At 44.4% G+C, this 13,925-nt stretch carries 18 protein-coding genes; 12 read left to right on the top strand and 6 right to left on the bottom strand.

The annotated features are described in order from the left end of the window. Positions 1–51 precede the first annotated feature (51 nt). Together ACQXR1_RS18455 and ACQXR1_RS18450 are read left to right on the top strand one after the other, a co-directional pair. Positions 52–1,494 carry a tagaturonate reductase gene (locus ACQXR1_RS18455; protein WP_243571944.1) on the top strand — a complete coding sequence of 481 codons (1,443 nt, stop codon included), beginning with the start codon at positions 52–54 and terminating at the stop codon, positions 1,492–1,494. Beyond that, entirely contained in the window at positions 1,491–2,984 is a 1,494-nt protein-coding gene (locus ACQXR1_RS18450; protein WP_430772628.1) for a UxaA family hydrolase, read from the top strand. Before ACQXR1_RS18455 ends, ACQXR1_RS18450 begins: the two co-directional genes overlap by 4 nt. Positions 2,985–3,022: 38 nt before the next feature. Here ACQXR1_RS18450 and ACQXR1_RS18445 read toward each other — a convergent pair whose 3' ends face one another. After that, on the bottom strand, positions 3,023–3,787 hold the full coding sequence (locus ACQXR1_RS18445; protein ID WP_014663623.1) for a sulfite exporter TauE/SafE family protein: 765 nt from the start codon (positions 3,785–3,787) through the stop codon (positions 3,023–3,025). 222 nt (positions 3,788–4,009) lie between these two features. After that, entirely contained in the window at positions 4,010–4,474 is a 465-nt protein-coding gene (locus tag ACQXR1_RS18440; protein ID WP_014663624.1) for a DinB family protein, read from the bottom strand. Between the two features lie 148 nt (positions 4,475–4,622). On the opposite strand from ACQXR1_RS18440, the gene yjoB reads away from it, so the two are divergent. The 3 genes from yjoB (at position 4,623) to phrA (ending at position 7,299) form a co-directional block, all read left to right on the top strand. Next, positions 4,623–5,894 (top strand): ATPase YjoB, encoded by a 1,272-nt coding sequence (yjoB, locus tag ACQXR1_RS18435; RefSeq protein ID WP_147771788.1) that lies wholly within the window; start codon positions 4,623–4,625, stop codon positions 5,892–5,894. Between the two features lie 144 nt (positions 5,895–6,038). Further along, positions 6,039–7,175: a response regulator aspartate phosphatase RapA gene (gene rapA / locus ACQXR1_RS18430; protein ID WP_430772627.1), complete on the top strand. Its 1,137-nt coding sequence runs from the start codon at positions 6,039–6,041 to the stop codon at positions 7,173–7,175. Continuing rightward, positions 7,165–7,299, top strand: a complete 135-nt coding sequence (gene phrA / locus ACQXR1_RS18425; protein ID WP_014663627.1) for a phosphatase RapA inhibitor PhrA — start codon at positions 7,165–7,167, stop codon at positions 7,297–7,299. Before rapA ends, phrA begins: the two co-directional genes overlap by 11 nt. Before the next feature lie 30 nt (positions 7,300–7,329). On the opposite strand, the gene ACQXR1_RS18420 is transcribed toward phrA, so the two are convergent. Further along, complete coding sequence (locus ACQXR1_RS18420; RefSeq protein ID WP_069149431.1) at positions 7,330–7,584, bottom strand: YciI family protein; 255 nt, start codon at positions 7,582–7,584, stop codon at positions 7,330–7,332. A 121-nt stretch (positions 7,585–7,705) separates the two neighbouring features. Here ACQXR1_RS18420 and ACQXR1_RS18415 point away from each other — a divergent pair, with 121 nt between their 5' ends. Continuing rightward, a complete protein-coding gene (locus ACQXR1_RS18415; RefSeq protein WP_430772626.1) occupies positions 7,706–8,659 on the top strand; it encodes an N-acetylmuramoyl-L-alanine amidase in 954 nt (317 codons plus the stop codon). A 37-nt stretch (positions 8,660–8,696) separates the two neighbouring features. Here the strand turns inward: ACQXR1_RS18415 and ACQXR1_RS18410 are convergent, their stop codons facing one another. Then, positions 8,697–9,074, bottom strand: coding sequence for a PH domain-containing protein (locus ACQXR1_RS18410; RefSeq protein ID WP_014479546.1), 378 nt, complete (start codon positions 9,072–9,074; stop codon positions 8,697–8,699). 104 nt (positions 9,075–9,178) lie between these two features. Between ACQXR1_RS18410 and ACQXR1_RS18405 the strand changes: the two genes are divergently transcribed. Together ACQXR1_RS18405 and ACQXR1_RS18400 are read left to right on the top strand one after the other, a co-directional pair. Continuing rightward, entirely contained in the window at positions 9,179–9,781 is a 603-nt protein-coding gene (locus tag ACQXR1_RS18405) for a poly-gamma-glutamate hydrolase family protein (protein ID WP_243571941.1), read from the top strand. 76 nt (positions 9,782–9,857) lie between these two features. Beyond that, positions 9,858–10,694: a manganese catalase family protein gene (locus tag ACQXR1_RS18400; protein ID WP_014663631.1), complete on the top strand. Its 837-nt coding sequence runs from the start codon at positions 9,858–9,860 to the stop codon at positions 10,692–10,694. A 43-nt stretch (positions 10,695–10,737) separates the two neighbouring features. On the opposite strand, the gene ACQXR1_RS18395 is transcribed toward ACQXR1_RS18400, so the two are convergent. Then, positions 10,738–11,334 (bottom strand): ImmA/IrrE family metallo-endopeptidase, encoded by a 597-nt coding sequence (locus ACQXR1_RS18395; RefSeq protein ID WP_151256957.1) that lies wholly within the window; start codon positions 11,332–11,334, stop codon positions 10,738–10,740. A gap of 163 nt (positions 11,335–11,497) precedes the next feature. Then, complete coding sequence (xre, locus tag ACQXR1_RS18390) at positions 11,498–11,836, bottom strand: HTH-type transcriptional regulator Xre (protein ID WP_014663633.1); 339 nt, start codon at positions 11,834–11,836, stop codon at positions 11,498–11,500. 178 nt (positions 11,837–12,014) lie between these two features. Between xre and ACQXR1_RS18385 the strand changes: the two genes are divergently transcribed. The 4 genes from ACQXR1_RS18385 to ACQXR1_RS18370 are packed head-to-tail and all read left to right on the top strand — an operon-like array spanning position 12,015 to position 13,884. After that, positions 12,015–12,194 carry a hypothetical protein gene (locus ACQXR1_RS18385; protein WP_003232712.1) on the top strand — a complete coding sequence of 60 codons (180 nt, stop codon included), beginning with the start codon at positions 12,015–12,017 and terminating at the stop codon, positions 12,192–12,194. Further along, on the top strand, positions 12,181–13,017 hold the full coding sequence (locus tag ACQXR1_RS18380) for a phage portal protein (RefSeq protein ID WP_243571939.1): 837 nt from the start codon (positions 12,181–12,183) through the stop codon (positions 13,015–13,017). The genes ACQXR1_RS18385 and ACQXR1_RS18380 overlap by 14 nt, the downstream gene beginning before the upstream one ends. Further along, positions 12,917–13,717 carry an ATP-binding protein gene (locus tag ACQXR1_RS18375; RefSeq protein ID WP_083252812.1) on the top strand — a complete coding sequence of 267 codons (801 nt, stop codon included), beginning with the start codon at positions 12,917–12,919 and terminating at the stop codon, positions 13,715–13,717. The genes ACQXR1_RS18380 and ACQXR1_RS18375 overlap by 101 nt, the downstream gene beginning before the upstream one ends. After that, positions 13,717–13,884: a hypothetical protein gene (locus ACQXR1_RS18370; protein ID WP_071580555.1), complete on the top strand. Its 168-nt coding sequence runs from the start codon at positions 13,717–13,719 to the stop codon at positions 13,882–13,884. The genes ACQXR1_RS18375 and ACQXR1_RS18370 overlap by 1 nt, the downstream gene beginning before the upstream one ends. The last annotated feature ends 41 nt before the right edge of the window (positions 13,885–13,925 follow it).

The raw sequence follows: 13,925 nt of genomic DNA, 5'->3' as shown, positions 1-13,925 counted from the left end.
TTACACAGAAAAATGTTAACGTGTGCATAAAAGGAGAGGGAGGCAATAAGGGTGCAGAAGCTGAATAAACATGTGTACGATCACTATACTCAGTATCCAGAAAAAATTCTCCAATTCGGAGAAGGAAACTTTCTTCGGGGATTTGTCGATTGGCAGATTGATCAATTGAATCAACACACTGATTTTAATGGGAGCGTGGCAGTTATCCAGCCAAGAGGCTCAGAAAAAATCAAACGATTAAATCAGCAAGATGGGCTATATACGCTCTTTTTACAAGGAATGAAAGACGGAGAAGCGGTAAACGAGCATATGATTATCAACTCAATCAGCCGAGGAATTGACCTGTTTTCTGATTATGAGGCATACAAAGAATTGGCATCAAGCGAAGAGCTGCGGTTTATCATCTCCAACACGACGGAGGCCGGGATCGTATGTGATGAAAAAGATCGTTTAGAGGATAGGCCGCCAAAAACATTCCCTGGGAAATTAACTGCATTTCTCTACTTCCGCTATCAGGCTTTTAAAGGAGATCAGACAAAAGGGTGTGTCCTAATCCCATGTGAGCTGATCGAGAAGAACGGCGAAAAGCTGAAGGAAACGGTTCTTCATTATGCACATCAGTGGAAGCTGGAGAAAGGATTTACACAGTGGATTCATGAGGCCAATACATTTTGTAATAGTTTAGTAGACCGGATTGTCCCGGGTTTTCCGATCGACAGCATTGATGAGATCACGGCAGAACTGGGCTATCAAGATGAACTGATAGTTGTGGGAGAGCAGTATTATTTATGGGTTATCGAGGGGCCGGATTGGATTGGAAAAGAAATTCCCTTTGCGGCTGCAGGGCTCAGTACAAAAATCGTCAGCGACCTCATCCCGTATCGGACAAAAAAAGTAAGAATTTTAAATGGCGCTCACACAGCAATGACGCCAGTGGCATTGTTGTACGGCTTAAAAACTGTTCGGGATGCTGTCGAGCATCCGGAAGTGGGGCGGTTTATTAGAGAGCTGATCAATGATGAAATTCTTCCTGTTTTAAAACTGGAAGGTCTTTCTCAGTATGCTGCCGATGTGCTGAACCGTTTTAAAAACCCGTATATGAAGCATTACCTGGAAAGCATTGCATTGAATTCTGTTTCCAAATTCAAAACGAGAAACCTGCCGACTCTTAAGGAATATGCTGAACAAAAGAGACAGCTCCCTGAACGCTTGGTGTTTTCTTTCAGCGCTCTTCTGTATTTTTATCAGGGATACGAGACATTGCAGGATGATCCGGCAGTTCTTCAATTTTTCAAAGAGGTTTGGAGCCAGGAGAATGAAGACATGCTTCGGATTGCATCAAGAGTGTTAGGCGAACAGCGGCTGTGGGAGGCAGATCTCAATGAGATACCGAAGCTGACTGAGAGAGTCGCTGATTACTTGAATCATATTCATGAGCTGGGCATGCAGCGGGCTCTTGAACAATACTGCATACAAAGGGGAGAGGTACGTTGAAGTCGTTTATAAAGATTCATAAGCAAGATAATGTCCTTCTTGCTCTGCGGGATATCCAAAAGGGAGAGCGGCTGCATGCGGGCGGCGTGTCGATTGAAGTAAAGGATGATATAAAAAGAGGCCACAAGATTGCATTGCAGTCTATTAAAGAAAACGACAGCATCATTAAATACGGGTTTCCAATTGGGCATGCATCACAAGATATTTCGATCGGAGAGCATATTCATGTCCATAATACGAAAACAAACCTGTCAGATATCCAATCATACAGCTATACACCGAGATTTGATGAAAATCCGTATTCTAATGAGAACCGGACGTTTAAAGGCTTTAGAAGAGAAAACGGTGATGCGGGTGTACGCAATGAATTGTGGATTGTGCCAACTGTCGGCTGCGTCAATGGAATTGCAGAAAAAATGCTGCAGCGTTTTGTCAGAGAAACGGGAGATATCGCTCCATTTGATAACGTACTCGTGCTGAAACATCAATACGGATGCTCGCAGCTTGGCGATGATCACGAAAATACGAAGCAAATCCTGCTGAACGCCATTCGCCATCCAAATGCCGGCGGCGTCTTGGTGCTAGGGCTAGGGTGTGAAAACAATGAACTGGCAAAAATGAAGGAAGCACTCCAGGATGTAAATCTGAATCGAGTGAAATTCCTCGAATCCCAGTCGGTGACCGACGAAATGGAGGCAGGCGTTGCTTTGCTAAAGGAAATACATGAAGCGGCCAAAGGGGATACGAGAGAAGACATTCCGCTGTCCGAACTGAAGATCGGACTGAAGTGCGGAGGTTCGGATGGTTTTTCCGGCATAACCGCAAACCCGCTGCTTGGCCGTTTTTCAGATTATCTCATTGCACAGGGAGGGAGCACGGTGCTGACGGAAGTTCCGGAAATGTTCGGTGCGGAAACCATCCTGATGCAGCGGGCTGCCAGTGACGAAGTGTTTCATAAGATAGTCCAATTAATCAATGATTTTAAACAATATTTTATCAAACATGATCAGCCGGTGTACGAAAATCCTTCACCGGGCAACAAAGCGGGCGGCATTTCTACACTTGAGGATAAATCGCTGGGCTGTACGCAAAAAGCGGGGATTTCTCCTGTCACGGATGTCCTGAAATACGGGGAAGTACTCAAGACAAAAGGGCTGACGCTTTTGAGCGCGCCGGGCAATGATTTAATCGCTTCCTCCGCATTGGCGGCGGCCGGCTGCCAAATTGTCCTCTTTACAACGGGGAGAGGCACGCCATTTGGCACCTTTGTCCCGACCGTGAAGGTAGCAACAAACACCGAGCTGTATGAGGCGAAGCCGCATTGGATTGATTTTAACGCAGGCCTTTTAGCAGAGGATGATGTTCATGAGGAGTATGTGCTGCGTGAGTTTATCCACTATATGATTGAGGTGGCAAGCGGCCAGCTTGTGAACCATGAAAAAAATGATTTCAGAGAACTCGCCATTTTTAAATCGGGTGTGACGCTATAATAATAGAAGGCTATCCTTCAAGCGGATAGCCTTCTTCATTAAATCAATTTTAAACCGCTGACTAAAATAATGGACGCCATAATAAATTGCAGTGGACGCGGGGAGAATCGAGGCGAAAGATGGCTTCCGATCAGCACGCCGGGAATTGAACCAATGAGCAGATTAGCTGCCAGCATGTAATCCACGCTTCCGAAGCTTGCGTTCAAAATGCCTGCTGCAGTTACGAGAAGAAAAGCATGCGCGATATCAGTTCCGACAATCTGTGATGCTTTCATGTTGAATAAGTAGATCATGGCAATTGCAAATAATGACCCGGAACCGATTGATGTTAATCCAACAATAAATCCAAACACAACACCAATAAGAATTGTCAGCGCCCGCTTATTTTCAAGCGGCATCAGCTGCCAGCGGTTCGGGCGAAGCTTTCTATCCAAAAACAAACGAACGATGATTGAAATGGCAACAAGCGTTAACACATAGCCAAGAGCGTGCTTAATAATTTCTTCCTGATGCTGGTGAAAGGCGGGGAACAAATGCAAGATGCCAATGGCTAGCGAGGCACTTGGAATACTGCCGATGGCTAAGTATTTTACCAATTGAAAGTTAATCGTTTTCTGCCGCCAATGGGAGGCAACGCCAAACAGCTTTGTGATCGAGTTATATACAAGATCCGTACCGACCGCGATGGAAGGGTTAATTCCAAGCACAATTAAAAGGGGAGTCAATAAGGCGGCTCCGCCCACACCCGTCAATCCGACTAAGGCTCCGACAAACAAACCCATCAATATGATGCTTACACTCATGATAAAGGCCTCCTGAAAACCCGACTATTTTTATCAGATTATATATGATTAGGTCACGTTAATCAATTAAATTTTTTGAATTTTTGCACGTTAGCTGTTTGAAATTTTGGTATGCTCCATATCTTTATTCATTTGCCCTATGATGAGTGTCTGGTCGAAGCCGGGAAGTGAGGCGGAAGCACAAAAAAAGATACCTTTTAACAGGTATCTTTTTTTCGTACGCTACATGCGCTGCTGATAGAAAGGAAGCTCTGTGTGGCCCATTTCCCGCACATAAACGAACAGGTTGCCTTTATGGTGAATTTCATGTTCCATTGCAAGCTGAAGCAGCGCGCGGCCTGTGACTTTTCTGCCGAAAGCGGATGTCAGATCAATTTCTCTGTCCAGCTGTTCTTCAGTCAGCTGTTCAAGGATAGCGACCGTTTTGTCCGTATATGTTTTTGCCAGAACATTGAGATCGGTTTCTGTTTCTTCCTGCTTGTTTTGAAAAGGTGAAGCATTGCCTTCTTTAATGACATTTGCGAACAAGTGGAACGACGTAAGAATGTGTTTGACCAATTCTTCCGCTGACATTGATGTTTCTGCCGGTTTGTAGCTGTAATGGTCTTGGCTGATTTTTTCAGCAAGCTCATTCGTCACGTTTCGATGGGATAAAAAATGGCTGACAATTTGATTGGATTGGCTCATTATGATCTCCTCCATATGTAAAAATAAATGGTGCAATGAAATCCTATATCAACGGTTACGAATTCACAAGTAATATGCTGTGGGATGAAACAAAATGCTATGTCAATCGTATATATAACGTTCACAAAATATGAAATGGAGTATAAACATGACAACCATACCTTTCATTTATCAGTACGAAGAAAAAGAGAATGAAAGAGCTGCAGCGGGCTACGGCACTTTCGGTTACCTTATCACACGGATTGAAGAAACGCTTTATGATCAATACGGTGTATTCTATGAGCTCTATGCCAGTGATGACCCGAACACGGAATACTGGGAGCTTCTTGTAGAAGATGTCCGCAGCGGTTCATTGGAGCCTGAGCATGTGGCATATATATTTGAAAAGCTTGAAAAGAAAACCTTTGCTTACGATGAAGATGAAAAAGAACCGGATTATACCGTTCATAAGTCTATAAGAAACAGTGTATACGCGTATCCTGAAAAGGGAGTTGCTTTTGCCAGAATTCCTTATTTTCAAGATGGGAGCATCATGAGTTTCGATTGTCTGTTTGCGGTTAACGATGAAAAGATGCGTGCATTTCTGGAGGGAGTCAGACCGCGTCTCTGGGAAAAAAGCAAGCGGAAAGTGACCGTTTTTACGGATGGAGATGGAGGGACTTCAAGAGAGCAGGAAGCCATTGTCAGAGAGGTTCAGCGGAGTCAGGTAATCATGAATCCGCTATTGAAAAAAGAGATATACAGATCAATTGATCAGTTTTTTCATAGTGATAAATCGTTTTATCAAACGTATGACATCCCTTATAAGCGCGGCATTCTGTTATATGGACCTCCTGGAAACGGAAAGACGACATTAGTGAAGTCGATCGCAGGCAGTATCGATGCACCAGTTGCCTATTGGCAAATTACTGAATTTACGTCGAGCGAGACAATAGAAGAAGTCTTTCAGGCAGCGAGACGCCTCGCTCCTGCAGTTCTCGTCATCGAGGATATAGATTCGATGCCGGAAGATGTGCGATCCTTTTTTCTCAATACGTTGGACGGCGCGACATCAAAAGAGGGGCTATTTCTCATCGGCACGACAAACTATCCCGAAGAGATCGATCCAGGTTTGATGAATCGTGCAGGACGGTTTGACCGTGCCTATGAAATCGGGCTTCCGGATGAAGAGCTGCGGCTGGAATATATGAAAATGAGAGGCTTTGACATCTTTTTGAGTGAAGAAGAAATAAAAAACGCCGCAAAGCTTACAGAAGGCTTTTCCTTTGCACAGCTGGGAGAATTATATGTATCTTCAGCGCTTCAATGGCACCAAGAAGGGAATCATCATATTGAAACCATGGTGAAAGACATGACAGGAGAGCAAAGAAAAAGCCGGCAGGGAAGCTGGATGGAAAGAAACAAAGTCGGTTTTCACTAAAAGAAAGCGCGGGTTTTTGAAAAACCCGCGCTTTTTTGTTGCGGTTAGCCGAAATTCGACAATTGCGGTTATTTTGCGTTCTTCTTTTTCTTGTAAATATGATAAAATATGACATATCTCGGGTAATTCAAAAGGGGGGATTAATTGAGGATGAAGCAGACGATTCCGTCCTCTTATGTCGGGCTTAAAATTAATGAATGGTATACTCATATCCGGCAGTTCCACGTCGCTGAAGCCGAACGGGTCAAGCTCGAAGTAGAAAGAGAAATTGAGGATATGGAAGAAGACCAAGATTTGCTGCTGTATTATTCTTTAATGGAGTTCAGGCATCGTGTCATGCTGGATTACATTAAGCCTTTTGGAGAGGACACGTCGCAGCTGGAGTTTTCAGAATTATTAGAAGACATCGAAGGGAATCAGTACAAGCTGACAGGGCTTCTCGAATATTACTTTAATTTTTTTCGAGGAATGTATGAATTTAAGCAGAAGATGTTTGTCAGTGCCATGATGTATTATAAACGGGCAGAAAAGAATCTTGCCCTCGTCTCGGATGATATTGAGAAAGCCGAGTTTGCTTTTAAAATGGCTGAGATTTTTTACAATTTAAAACAAACCTATGTTTCGATGAGCTACGCCGTTCAGGCATTAGAAACATACCAAATGTATGAAACGTACACCGTCCGCAGAATCCAATGTGAATTCGTTATTGCAGGTAATTATGATGATATGCAGTATCCAGAAAGAGCATTGCCCCACTTAAAACTGGCTTTAGATCTTGCAAAGAAAGAAGGCAATCCCCGCCTGATCAGTTCCGCCCTATATAATCTCGGAAACTGCTATGAGAAAATGGGTGAACTGCAAAAGGCAGCCGAATACTTTGAGAAATCTGTTTCTATTTGCAAGTCGGAAAAGTTCGATAATCTTCCGCATTCTATCTACTCTTTAACACAAGTTCTGTATAAACAAAAAAATGACGCCGAAGCGCAAAAAAAGTATCATGAAGGATTGGAAATCGCCCGTCAATACAATGATGAATTATTTGTGGAGCTTTTTCAATTTTTACATGCGTTATACGGAAAAAACATTGACACAGAATCAGTCTCACATACCTTTCAATTTCTTGAAGAACATATGCTGTATCCTTATATTGAAGAGCTGGCGCATGATGCTGCCCAATTCTATATAGAAAACGGACAGCCCGAAAAAGCACTTTCATTTTATGAGAAAATGGTGCACGCACAAAAACAAATCCAGAGAGGAGATTGTTTATATGAAATCTAAATGGATGTCAGGTTTGTTGCTCGTTGCGGTCGGGTTCAGTTTTACTCAGGTGATGGTTCATGCAGATGACACAGCAAACACAGAGGGGAAAACATTTCATATTGCGGCACGCAATCAAACATGATGCATAAAAAAAGACCCTTATGGGTCTTTTTTATTTCAGCTTCCATTCTTTTATCGTCAGCTCAGAAGATCCGCTTGCCACCAGCGGATCTGCATGCCCGATTTCCGCTGCCTCTTCCAGCGAATCTGCTTCGATGACATACGCTCCGCCTGTGGCGTCGCTGAATGGCCCAAACATTTTTAAGCGCTTTTCTGACTGTAAGCGGTCCAGAAATTCATAGTGCCCAGCTACATGCTCCTGATTAAATTTCTCCGTTCTCATTGTGAGCATTAAGTATGTATGCATATTCAGCCCTCCCATTGAAATTCAGTTTAACACATTTAACCATATAGCAGTGATAGATGATATGAGCTTTTCGTCCTACGAATGCCACCTATTTATGAAAAAAGAAAAGGAGAGATGATAGGTGAGCATTCCAGTAAAGAAAAATTTGGTATCTGAGGCGAAATACGCATTGAAGTGTCCGAATGCAATGTCCGCTGAATACATTACCATCCACAACACGGCAAACGATGCGTCAGCAGCCAATGAAATCAGCTATATGATCGGGAACACAAGCTCGACAAGCTTTCACTTTGCGGTCGATGATAAAGAGGTCATTCAAGGTCTGCCGCTTGACCGAAACGCCTGGCACACAGGTGACGGCACATACGGTCCGGGGAACCGCAAATCAATTGGCGTTGAGATTTGCTACAGCAAATCGGGAGGTCCAAAGTATGAGGCAGCTGAAGCCTTAGCGATTTCATTTGTCGCACAGCTTTTGAAGGAGCGCGGCTGGGGAATCGATCGGGTGAGAAAGCATCAAGACTGGAACGGAAAGTACTGCCCGCACCGCATTTTATCAGAGGGGCGCTGGGATCAAGTGAAGGCGGCAATTGAAAAGGAATTAAACGGGAGCGTATCAGCGAAAAAGGCAGCAGTCACTTCTTCGGCGTCTGAATATCATGTGAAAAAAGGCGATACACTGTCAGGGATTGCCGCATCCCACGGAGTCAGTGTAAAAACGCTGCAAAGCATCAATCATATCACTGATCCGAATTACATTAAAGTCGGACAAGTGATCAAACTGCCTCAGACGGCATCTGCTTCTAAAAGCCATGCCGCATCCTCATATCCGCTCCCATCCGGGGTGATGAAAGTGACAAGCCCGCTGACGAAAGGGACAAAAGTGAAGCAGGTGCAGGACGCTTTAGCCGCCCTTTATTTTTATCCTGATAAAGGAGCGAAAAATCACGGCGTTGACGGCGTCTATGGCCCGAAAACAGCTAATGCAGTCAAACGTTTTCAGTCTGTCAGCGGTTTAACGGCTGATGGGATTTACGGTCCGAAGACGAAAGCGAAGCTGGAGGAAAAGCTGTAATGAAATGACGGAAGCTTCACAGCTTCCGTCATTCATCTTACATACAAACTGCGGCAAGCACCTTTTGAATATCATAAATGCTTTCATCTTTTTTAAACTGCTTCGAGACGGCGGGAAGTTCCGCGCCAGAGATCCAAATTTTCAGCTCTGAATCAAGATCAAAGCGGCCGGCAGTTTCCACGCTGAATCTGGAAATGCTTTTGTACGGAATTGATTGAAACTCCGTTTTCTTGCCTGTGATTCCCTGCTTATCTACAAGAATAAGCCGCTTGTCAGTAAAGACAATCAAATCGCGAACCAGCTTAAACGCGGCTTCAACCTTCTCACCCTCAAGTAAAATATGAGCAAGCTCTTCTTTCACAGCAGCCGTTGACAGTGTTGACGCATTACCTAGTAAACCATCAATAAATCCCATCATATACCTCCTGTCCGTATTCTATCAAATCATACTATAAAAAGGTTTTCATTCATAGAAGAGTAGAGTAAACTGATGCTGACTGGAAAAGGAGGGCGTTCAAAATGAAAGATCGGTATGACAGCTTTGCGGCCCTTTCTGCTTCTGAATCGGAGTACCGGATTATTTATGAAGAAAAAAACGGAAGTGAACTTATCGTCCTCGGTCCCCACGGCGGCAGAATTGAGCCTGGTGTCAGTGAACTGGTGCGGGCATTTTCCGATCGATGTTCCATTTACTTGTTTGAAGGTGTAAAACAGCGAAACAATCGTTCTTTGCATCTCACTAGCATTCGTTTTGATGAGCCGTTGGCTTTAGAAAAAGTGAATGCCCACGATTACGCATTAGCGTTTCACGGGTATTATGATCCAAACATCCCAAAAACATTGGTCGGCGGGACGGATCGCAAAAAAGCCGAGCTCATTTGTGAGCGTCTGAATGAAGCGGGTTTCAGCGCCGAACTCACTAGTGAGAAAGATCGGCTGGCAGGTGTACATCCAAACAATATTGTCAATCGGACGAAGAGAGAAATGGGGCTCCAATTGGAGGTGAGCACTGCACAAAGAAACGCGCTGTTCTGCAATTTTGGGTGCCGTGATAAAAGCTACATACAAAACGATTTGTTTGATCGATATGTGGAAGCCGTCAAGCTTGGCTTTTATAAATAAAACCAGACGAGACATGCACGGTCGGCCCATTCCTTCATACGCTGGGGGTGTGCGAAAGTGTAGGGAGGAATGATTCATGTTTTATCATATAAAAGAGCTTCAATATCAAGCAAAGCCAGCTCATCCCGATCCGGTTTATGCGAAAAAGCTCCAAGAGGTGCTGGGCGGCCAATACGGTGAGATCAGTGTTATGATGCAATATTTGTTTCAGGGTTTTAACTGCCGTGCAGATGCGAAATATAAAGATTTGCTTTATGATGTCGGTACAGAAGAGATCGGGCATGTGGAAATGCTTGCGACGATGATCTCCAGGCTTTTGGACAATGCACCGGCTGATGTGCAGGAAAATGCTTATAAAAGTGATCCTGCTGTGGCAGCGGTGTTGTCCGGAATGAACCCGCAGCATGCGATTGTCGCAGGTTTAGGCGCGATGGCGGCTGACAGCGAAGGATATCCATGGAATGCCAAATATATTATTTCAAGCGGAAATTTGCTCGCAGATTTTCGCGCCAACTTAAATGCGGAATCCCAAGGGCGCCTTCAGGTGACACGTCTTTATGCCATGACCGATGATCCAGGGGTAAGAGATATGCTGTCATTTTTGATTGCAAGGGATACTTATCATCAAAATATGTGGTATGCGGCCATTAAAGAGCTGGAGGAAAGAGAACGGGATATTGTCGTCCCGACGACGTTTCCGCGTGAGCTCGAAAAGCAGGAAGTCTCCTATGATCTGTTTAACTTTTCCAGGGGGGATGAAAGCTCACAAGGAAGATGGGCACATGGGGAAGCCTTTGATGGCCGGGGTGAATTCAGGTATATCCCGGCTCCGATTGCGTTCGCATCTGCGCCTCATCTTAAACCGGCGCCAATGTGGCTGCAGAATACCATTCCACCGATGTCAAAATATTAATATCTCTGCCGGGCTGAGGATAAATGTCCCCAGCCCTTTTGGATCAGATGTTTTTGCCGACATGATAGAACGCTTTTTCCTCTGCGACTTGCAAGTGCTGCTGATCGCTTTCCTCGTACGCATTTGGCCGCTTGTGAGCTAATAAATAAGCGAGCCGCTTCTGAAATTGAATACCTGCTTTACGCCGTTCAAACATGTCAAGCCTTTTTTCAGCAAATTCCTTTGTTACCCGGAATACCGCCGAAATTGTGGCGAGTGCCTGGCTTCTCCATTGCGGCAGTTCCATCTGCAACAGCATAAAGGTTGGCACACAGAAGTGGTACATAAATTGATTCGCCTGAAATTCCTGTAGTTCTCTGAAGAGCTTGTTCATCTGAAAGTGATTGCCTGCATGCTTTAGCACGTGGCACAGCTCATGGCCAAAATCCTCCCATTGCTCTTCCCGTGACTTTTTTTGGTTCAATACGATACTGTACATGCCGTCGTATTTCACCATCATGCTCCCCATATCCTCAAAATGCACCCAAATATCCAGGTCCTTTGCAATTTTCAGCATGTCAATGTGATGAGGGGATGTGATACCCAGTCTGCTGTACAAATTTTTAACGTATTCCTCCAGATGTGATAAGTAATCGCCCAATTGAATACTCCCTTTCGAACGTGTGTTCTGTTTTTAGCGAGAAAGAAAAGCCCGTATAGGACTGGAAAGTGGTGTAGAAATCTTTCCCTTTTCTTTAAAAAATAAACACTTTTTCTTATATCGGTCTATTTTTAATATGTTTTAGAGAACAGAGAACGATTTATTAATTTTTCGGCTTGCGGTTTTTCTCTTTTTCTTTTAAATAGTTGATAAATTCGATGGCCTGCTGTTTGCTTTCTGGGGAAAAATCCTGCATATCACGGTACGCAAGCTGCAGGTCCGGATCTGAGAACATATCGTCGTCGGATTTTTTGTCTTTACCCGTTAATAAGTAATCAGTCGTTACTTGAAAGTAATCAGCCAGTTTTTGGAGTGTGTCGTAATCAGGTTCGCTTCGCCCGTTTTCATAGTGGGAATATCGTGCCCGTGACACACCGATGTGTGATGCGATTTCTTCCTGTGTCCTTTTCCCTCTGAGACTTTTCAATCTGCCGCCTATCATACTATGACCTCTCTTTTTTAAACTCCCTAAGTTACTTATGATTATAGATACAATATGTATCAAAATAAAGTTATGATAAAAAAAGTATCAAAAATAACTTGATGATACCGATTGTATCGTTTATACTTGGTAACAGTTGATACGAAATGTATCGAAAACAAATCAGGAGAGTGATCACATGTATCCAATCCAAATTGTTTTTAGTGAAAATCCCATAGATCAGCGCCATCTCGGACAATCCGGCGGCACTATTTCGTTTACGGCATGCGGCCTTCCGGTGTTCCACTTTGAAACGCAAGAGCAGTTTCAAGCATACATGATGTTAAAAGGAGAAGCGGCGTACAATGAAAAACGATAAAAGCTATCCTTTTCCGATGTATTCAGGACTATTGAATTCAGAACATTATGACAAAATTGGACCGGCACTATGGCTGTTTCTCTGGTTTATCAGCTCAACAACAAAAGAAATCGAAAAAGACGGCGTAAGCTGGGGCATCGTACTCGGCCATAAGCCATTAAAAGCGAGAGAAATGGCGGCAGTCTTCGGTGTAAGTGAAAAAACCGTCAGAAGGTGGCTAGAGCTTCTCGAAACCCATGAGTACATAAAGGCAGTCCGTGCGCCATACGGACTGGTGATTTCGGTCAAGCATTCCAAAAAATTCACCTTCAGATCGGACAAAATGGTGCACCGGAGTATAAAAGAACGGCCATTTTCGCCGCAGACACCGGACACAAGCGACCGCACAGATAAAGATAAAACAAACAAATATACTGCTGCTGATGAGGCAGTGGATCACATTGCGAAGCGGTTTACACAATTACGGTCGGCTCAAGAAGGACGCACCGTGTATCCTTCCTCAAGAGATTATCAAGCCATCGCCCGCATTGTTGCTATCGGCGTTCCTGTCACGCAAACAATCAAATGGCTTGAGGAATGCTTTCAAGCTTTTGAAAATCGGCGGACTTCCGCTTCAGAAACAATCAAGGCCTTTCGCTACTGCTCGAAATTCATTGAAGACCGATTTAACGCGCAGCAAGCCAAAAAGAATGTTGCAATTCAGCATGAGAGGATGAAAAAACATGACAAAACGAACAATCGAACAGATTTTAGACGAGCTGAGAAGAGGGAGACGTCCATTACTGGCGGACAAACCGGCCGAATTAGACGCAGGCCGGTATGATTGCCTGCGCTGCAAGGATCAGGGAGGTTATCTCGTCAGGCAGAATGGCCTGGAAGTCTGGACGATGTGCAGCTGCATGGCAGAACGGAAAGTGAAGCGGCTGCTGGGGGCAAGTGAGATTACTCACGCTTTCAGACAGCTGGGCTTCAAGGAATTCCGCACGGAGGGAAAGCCGCAGGCCATAAAAGACGCGTTTGAATGTACTAAAGAGTATGTGGCGGATTATGGACAAATTAAGGATTGCCGGAAAAACAGCATTGCCCTTCTAGGACAGCCCGGTTCAGGGAAAACGCACCTATTGACAGCCGCTGCCAATGAATTAATGAGAACTTGCTATGTGCCTGTCATTTATTTTCCGTTTGTGGAGGGCTTTACCGATCTGAAAAATGACTTTGACCTATTAGAAGCAAAGCTGAACCGGATGAAGCAAGCGGATGTGCTGTTCATAGATGATCTGTTTAAACCGGTTAACGGCAAACCCCGCGCTACAGATTGGCAATTAGAGCAAATGTATTCGGTACTCAACTACCGCTACTTAAATCATAAACCGATTTTGCTTTCGAGCGAGCTGACAATTGAAGCACTTGTACGGATCGATGAAGCGCTCGGCACGAGAATCTACGAAATGTGCAGTGACTATTTAGTGATTATCAAAGGGGCAGCCTACGAGCTGAACCATAGATTGGAGGGCGTCAGATAATGTGCAAGCTTTGTCAGACAAAGAAAGTCATTGTGGAGCATACAGGGATTGGAGTCGTTTTTCATCCATGTCCGAACTGCAGGTCCGGCACTGATTTAACGCCTGTCATTCAAAAGCTGGAGCGAATGCTGACAGCGGGAAAAGCGAGGCTGAATGTCCGTGATTAAACAGCTGACTGCCCTGATCGCTTTGCTGTTTCGGGCAAAGC

The organism is Bacillus sp. ATD (genome assembly GCF_050585765.1).
In the GTDB taxonomy this organism is placed as follows: Bacteria; Bacillota; Bacilli; order Bacillales; family Bacillaceae; genus Bacillus; species Bacillus stercoris.
Note: the sequence above shows the minus strand (reverse complement) of the source record. Positions and strands in the feature narration are given on the sequence as shown.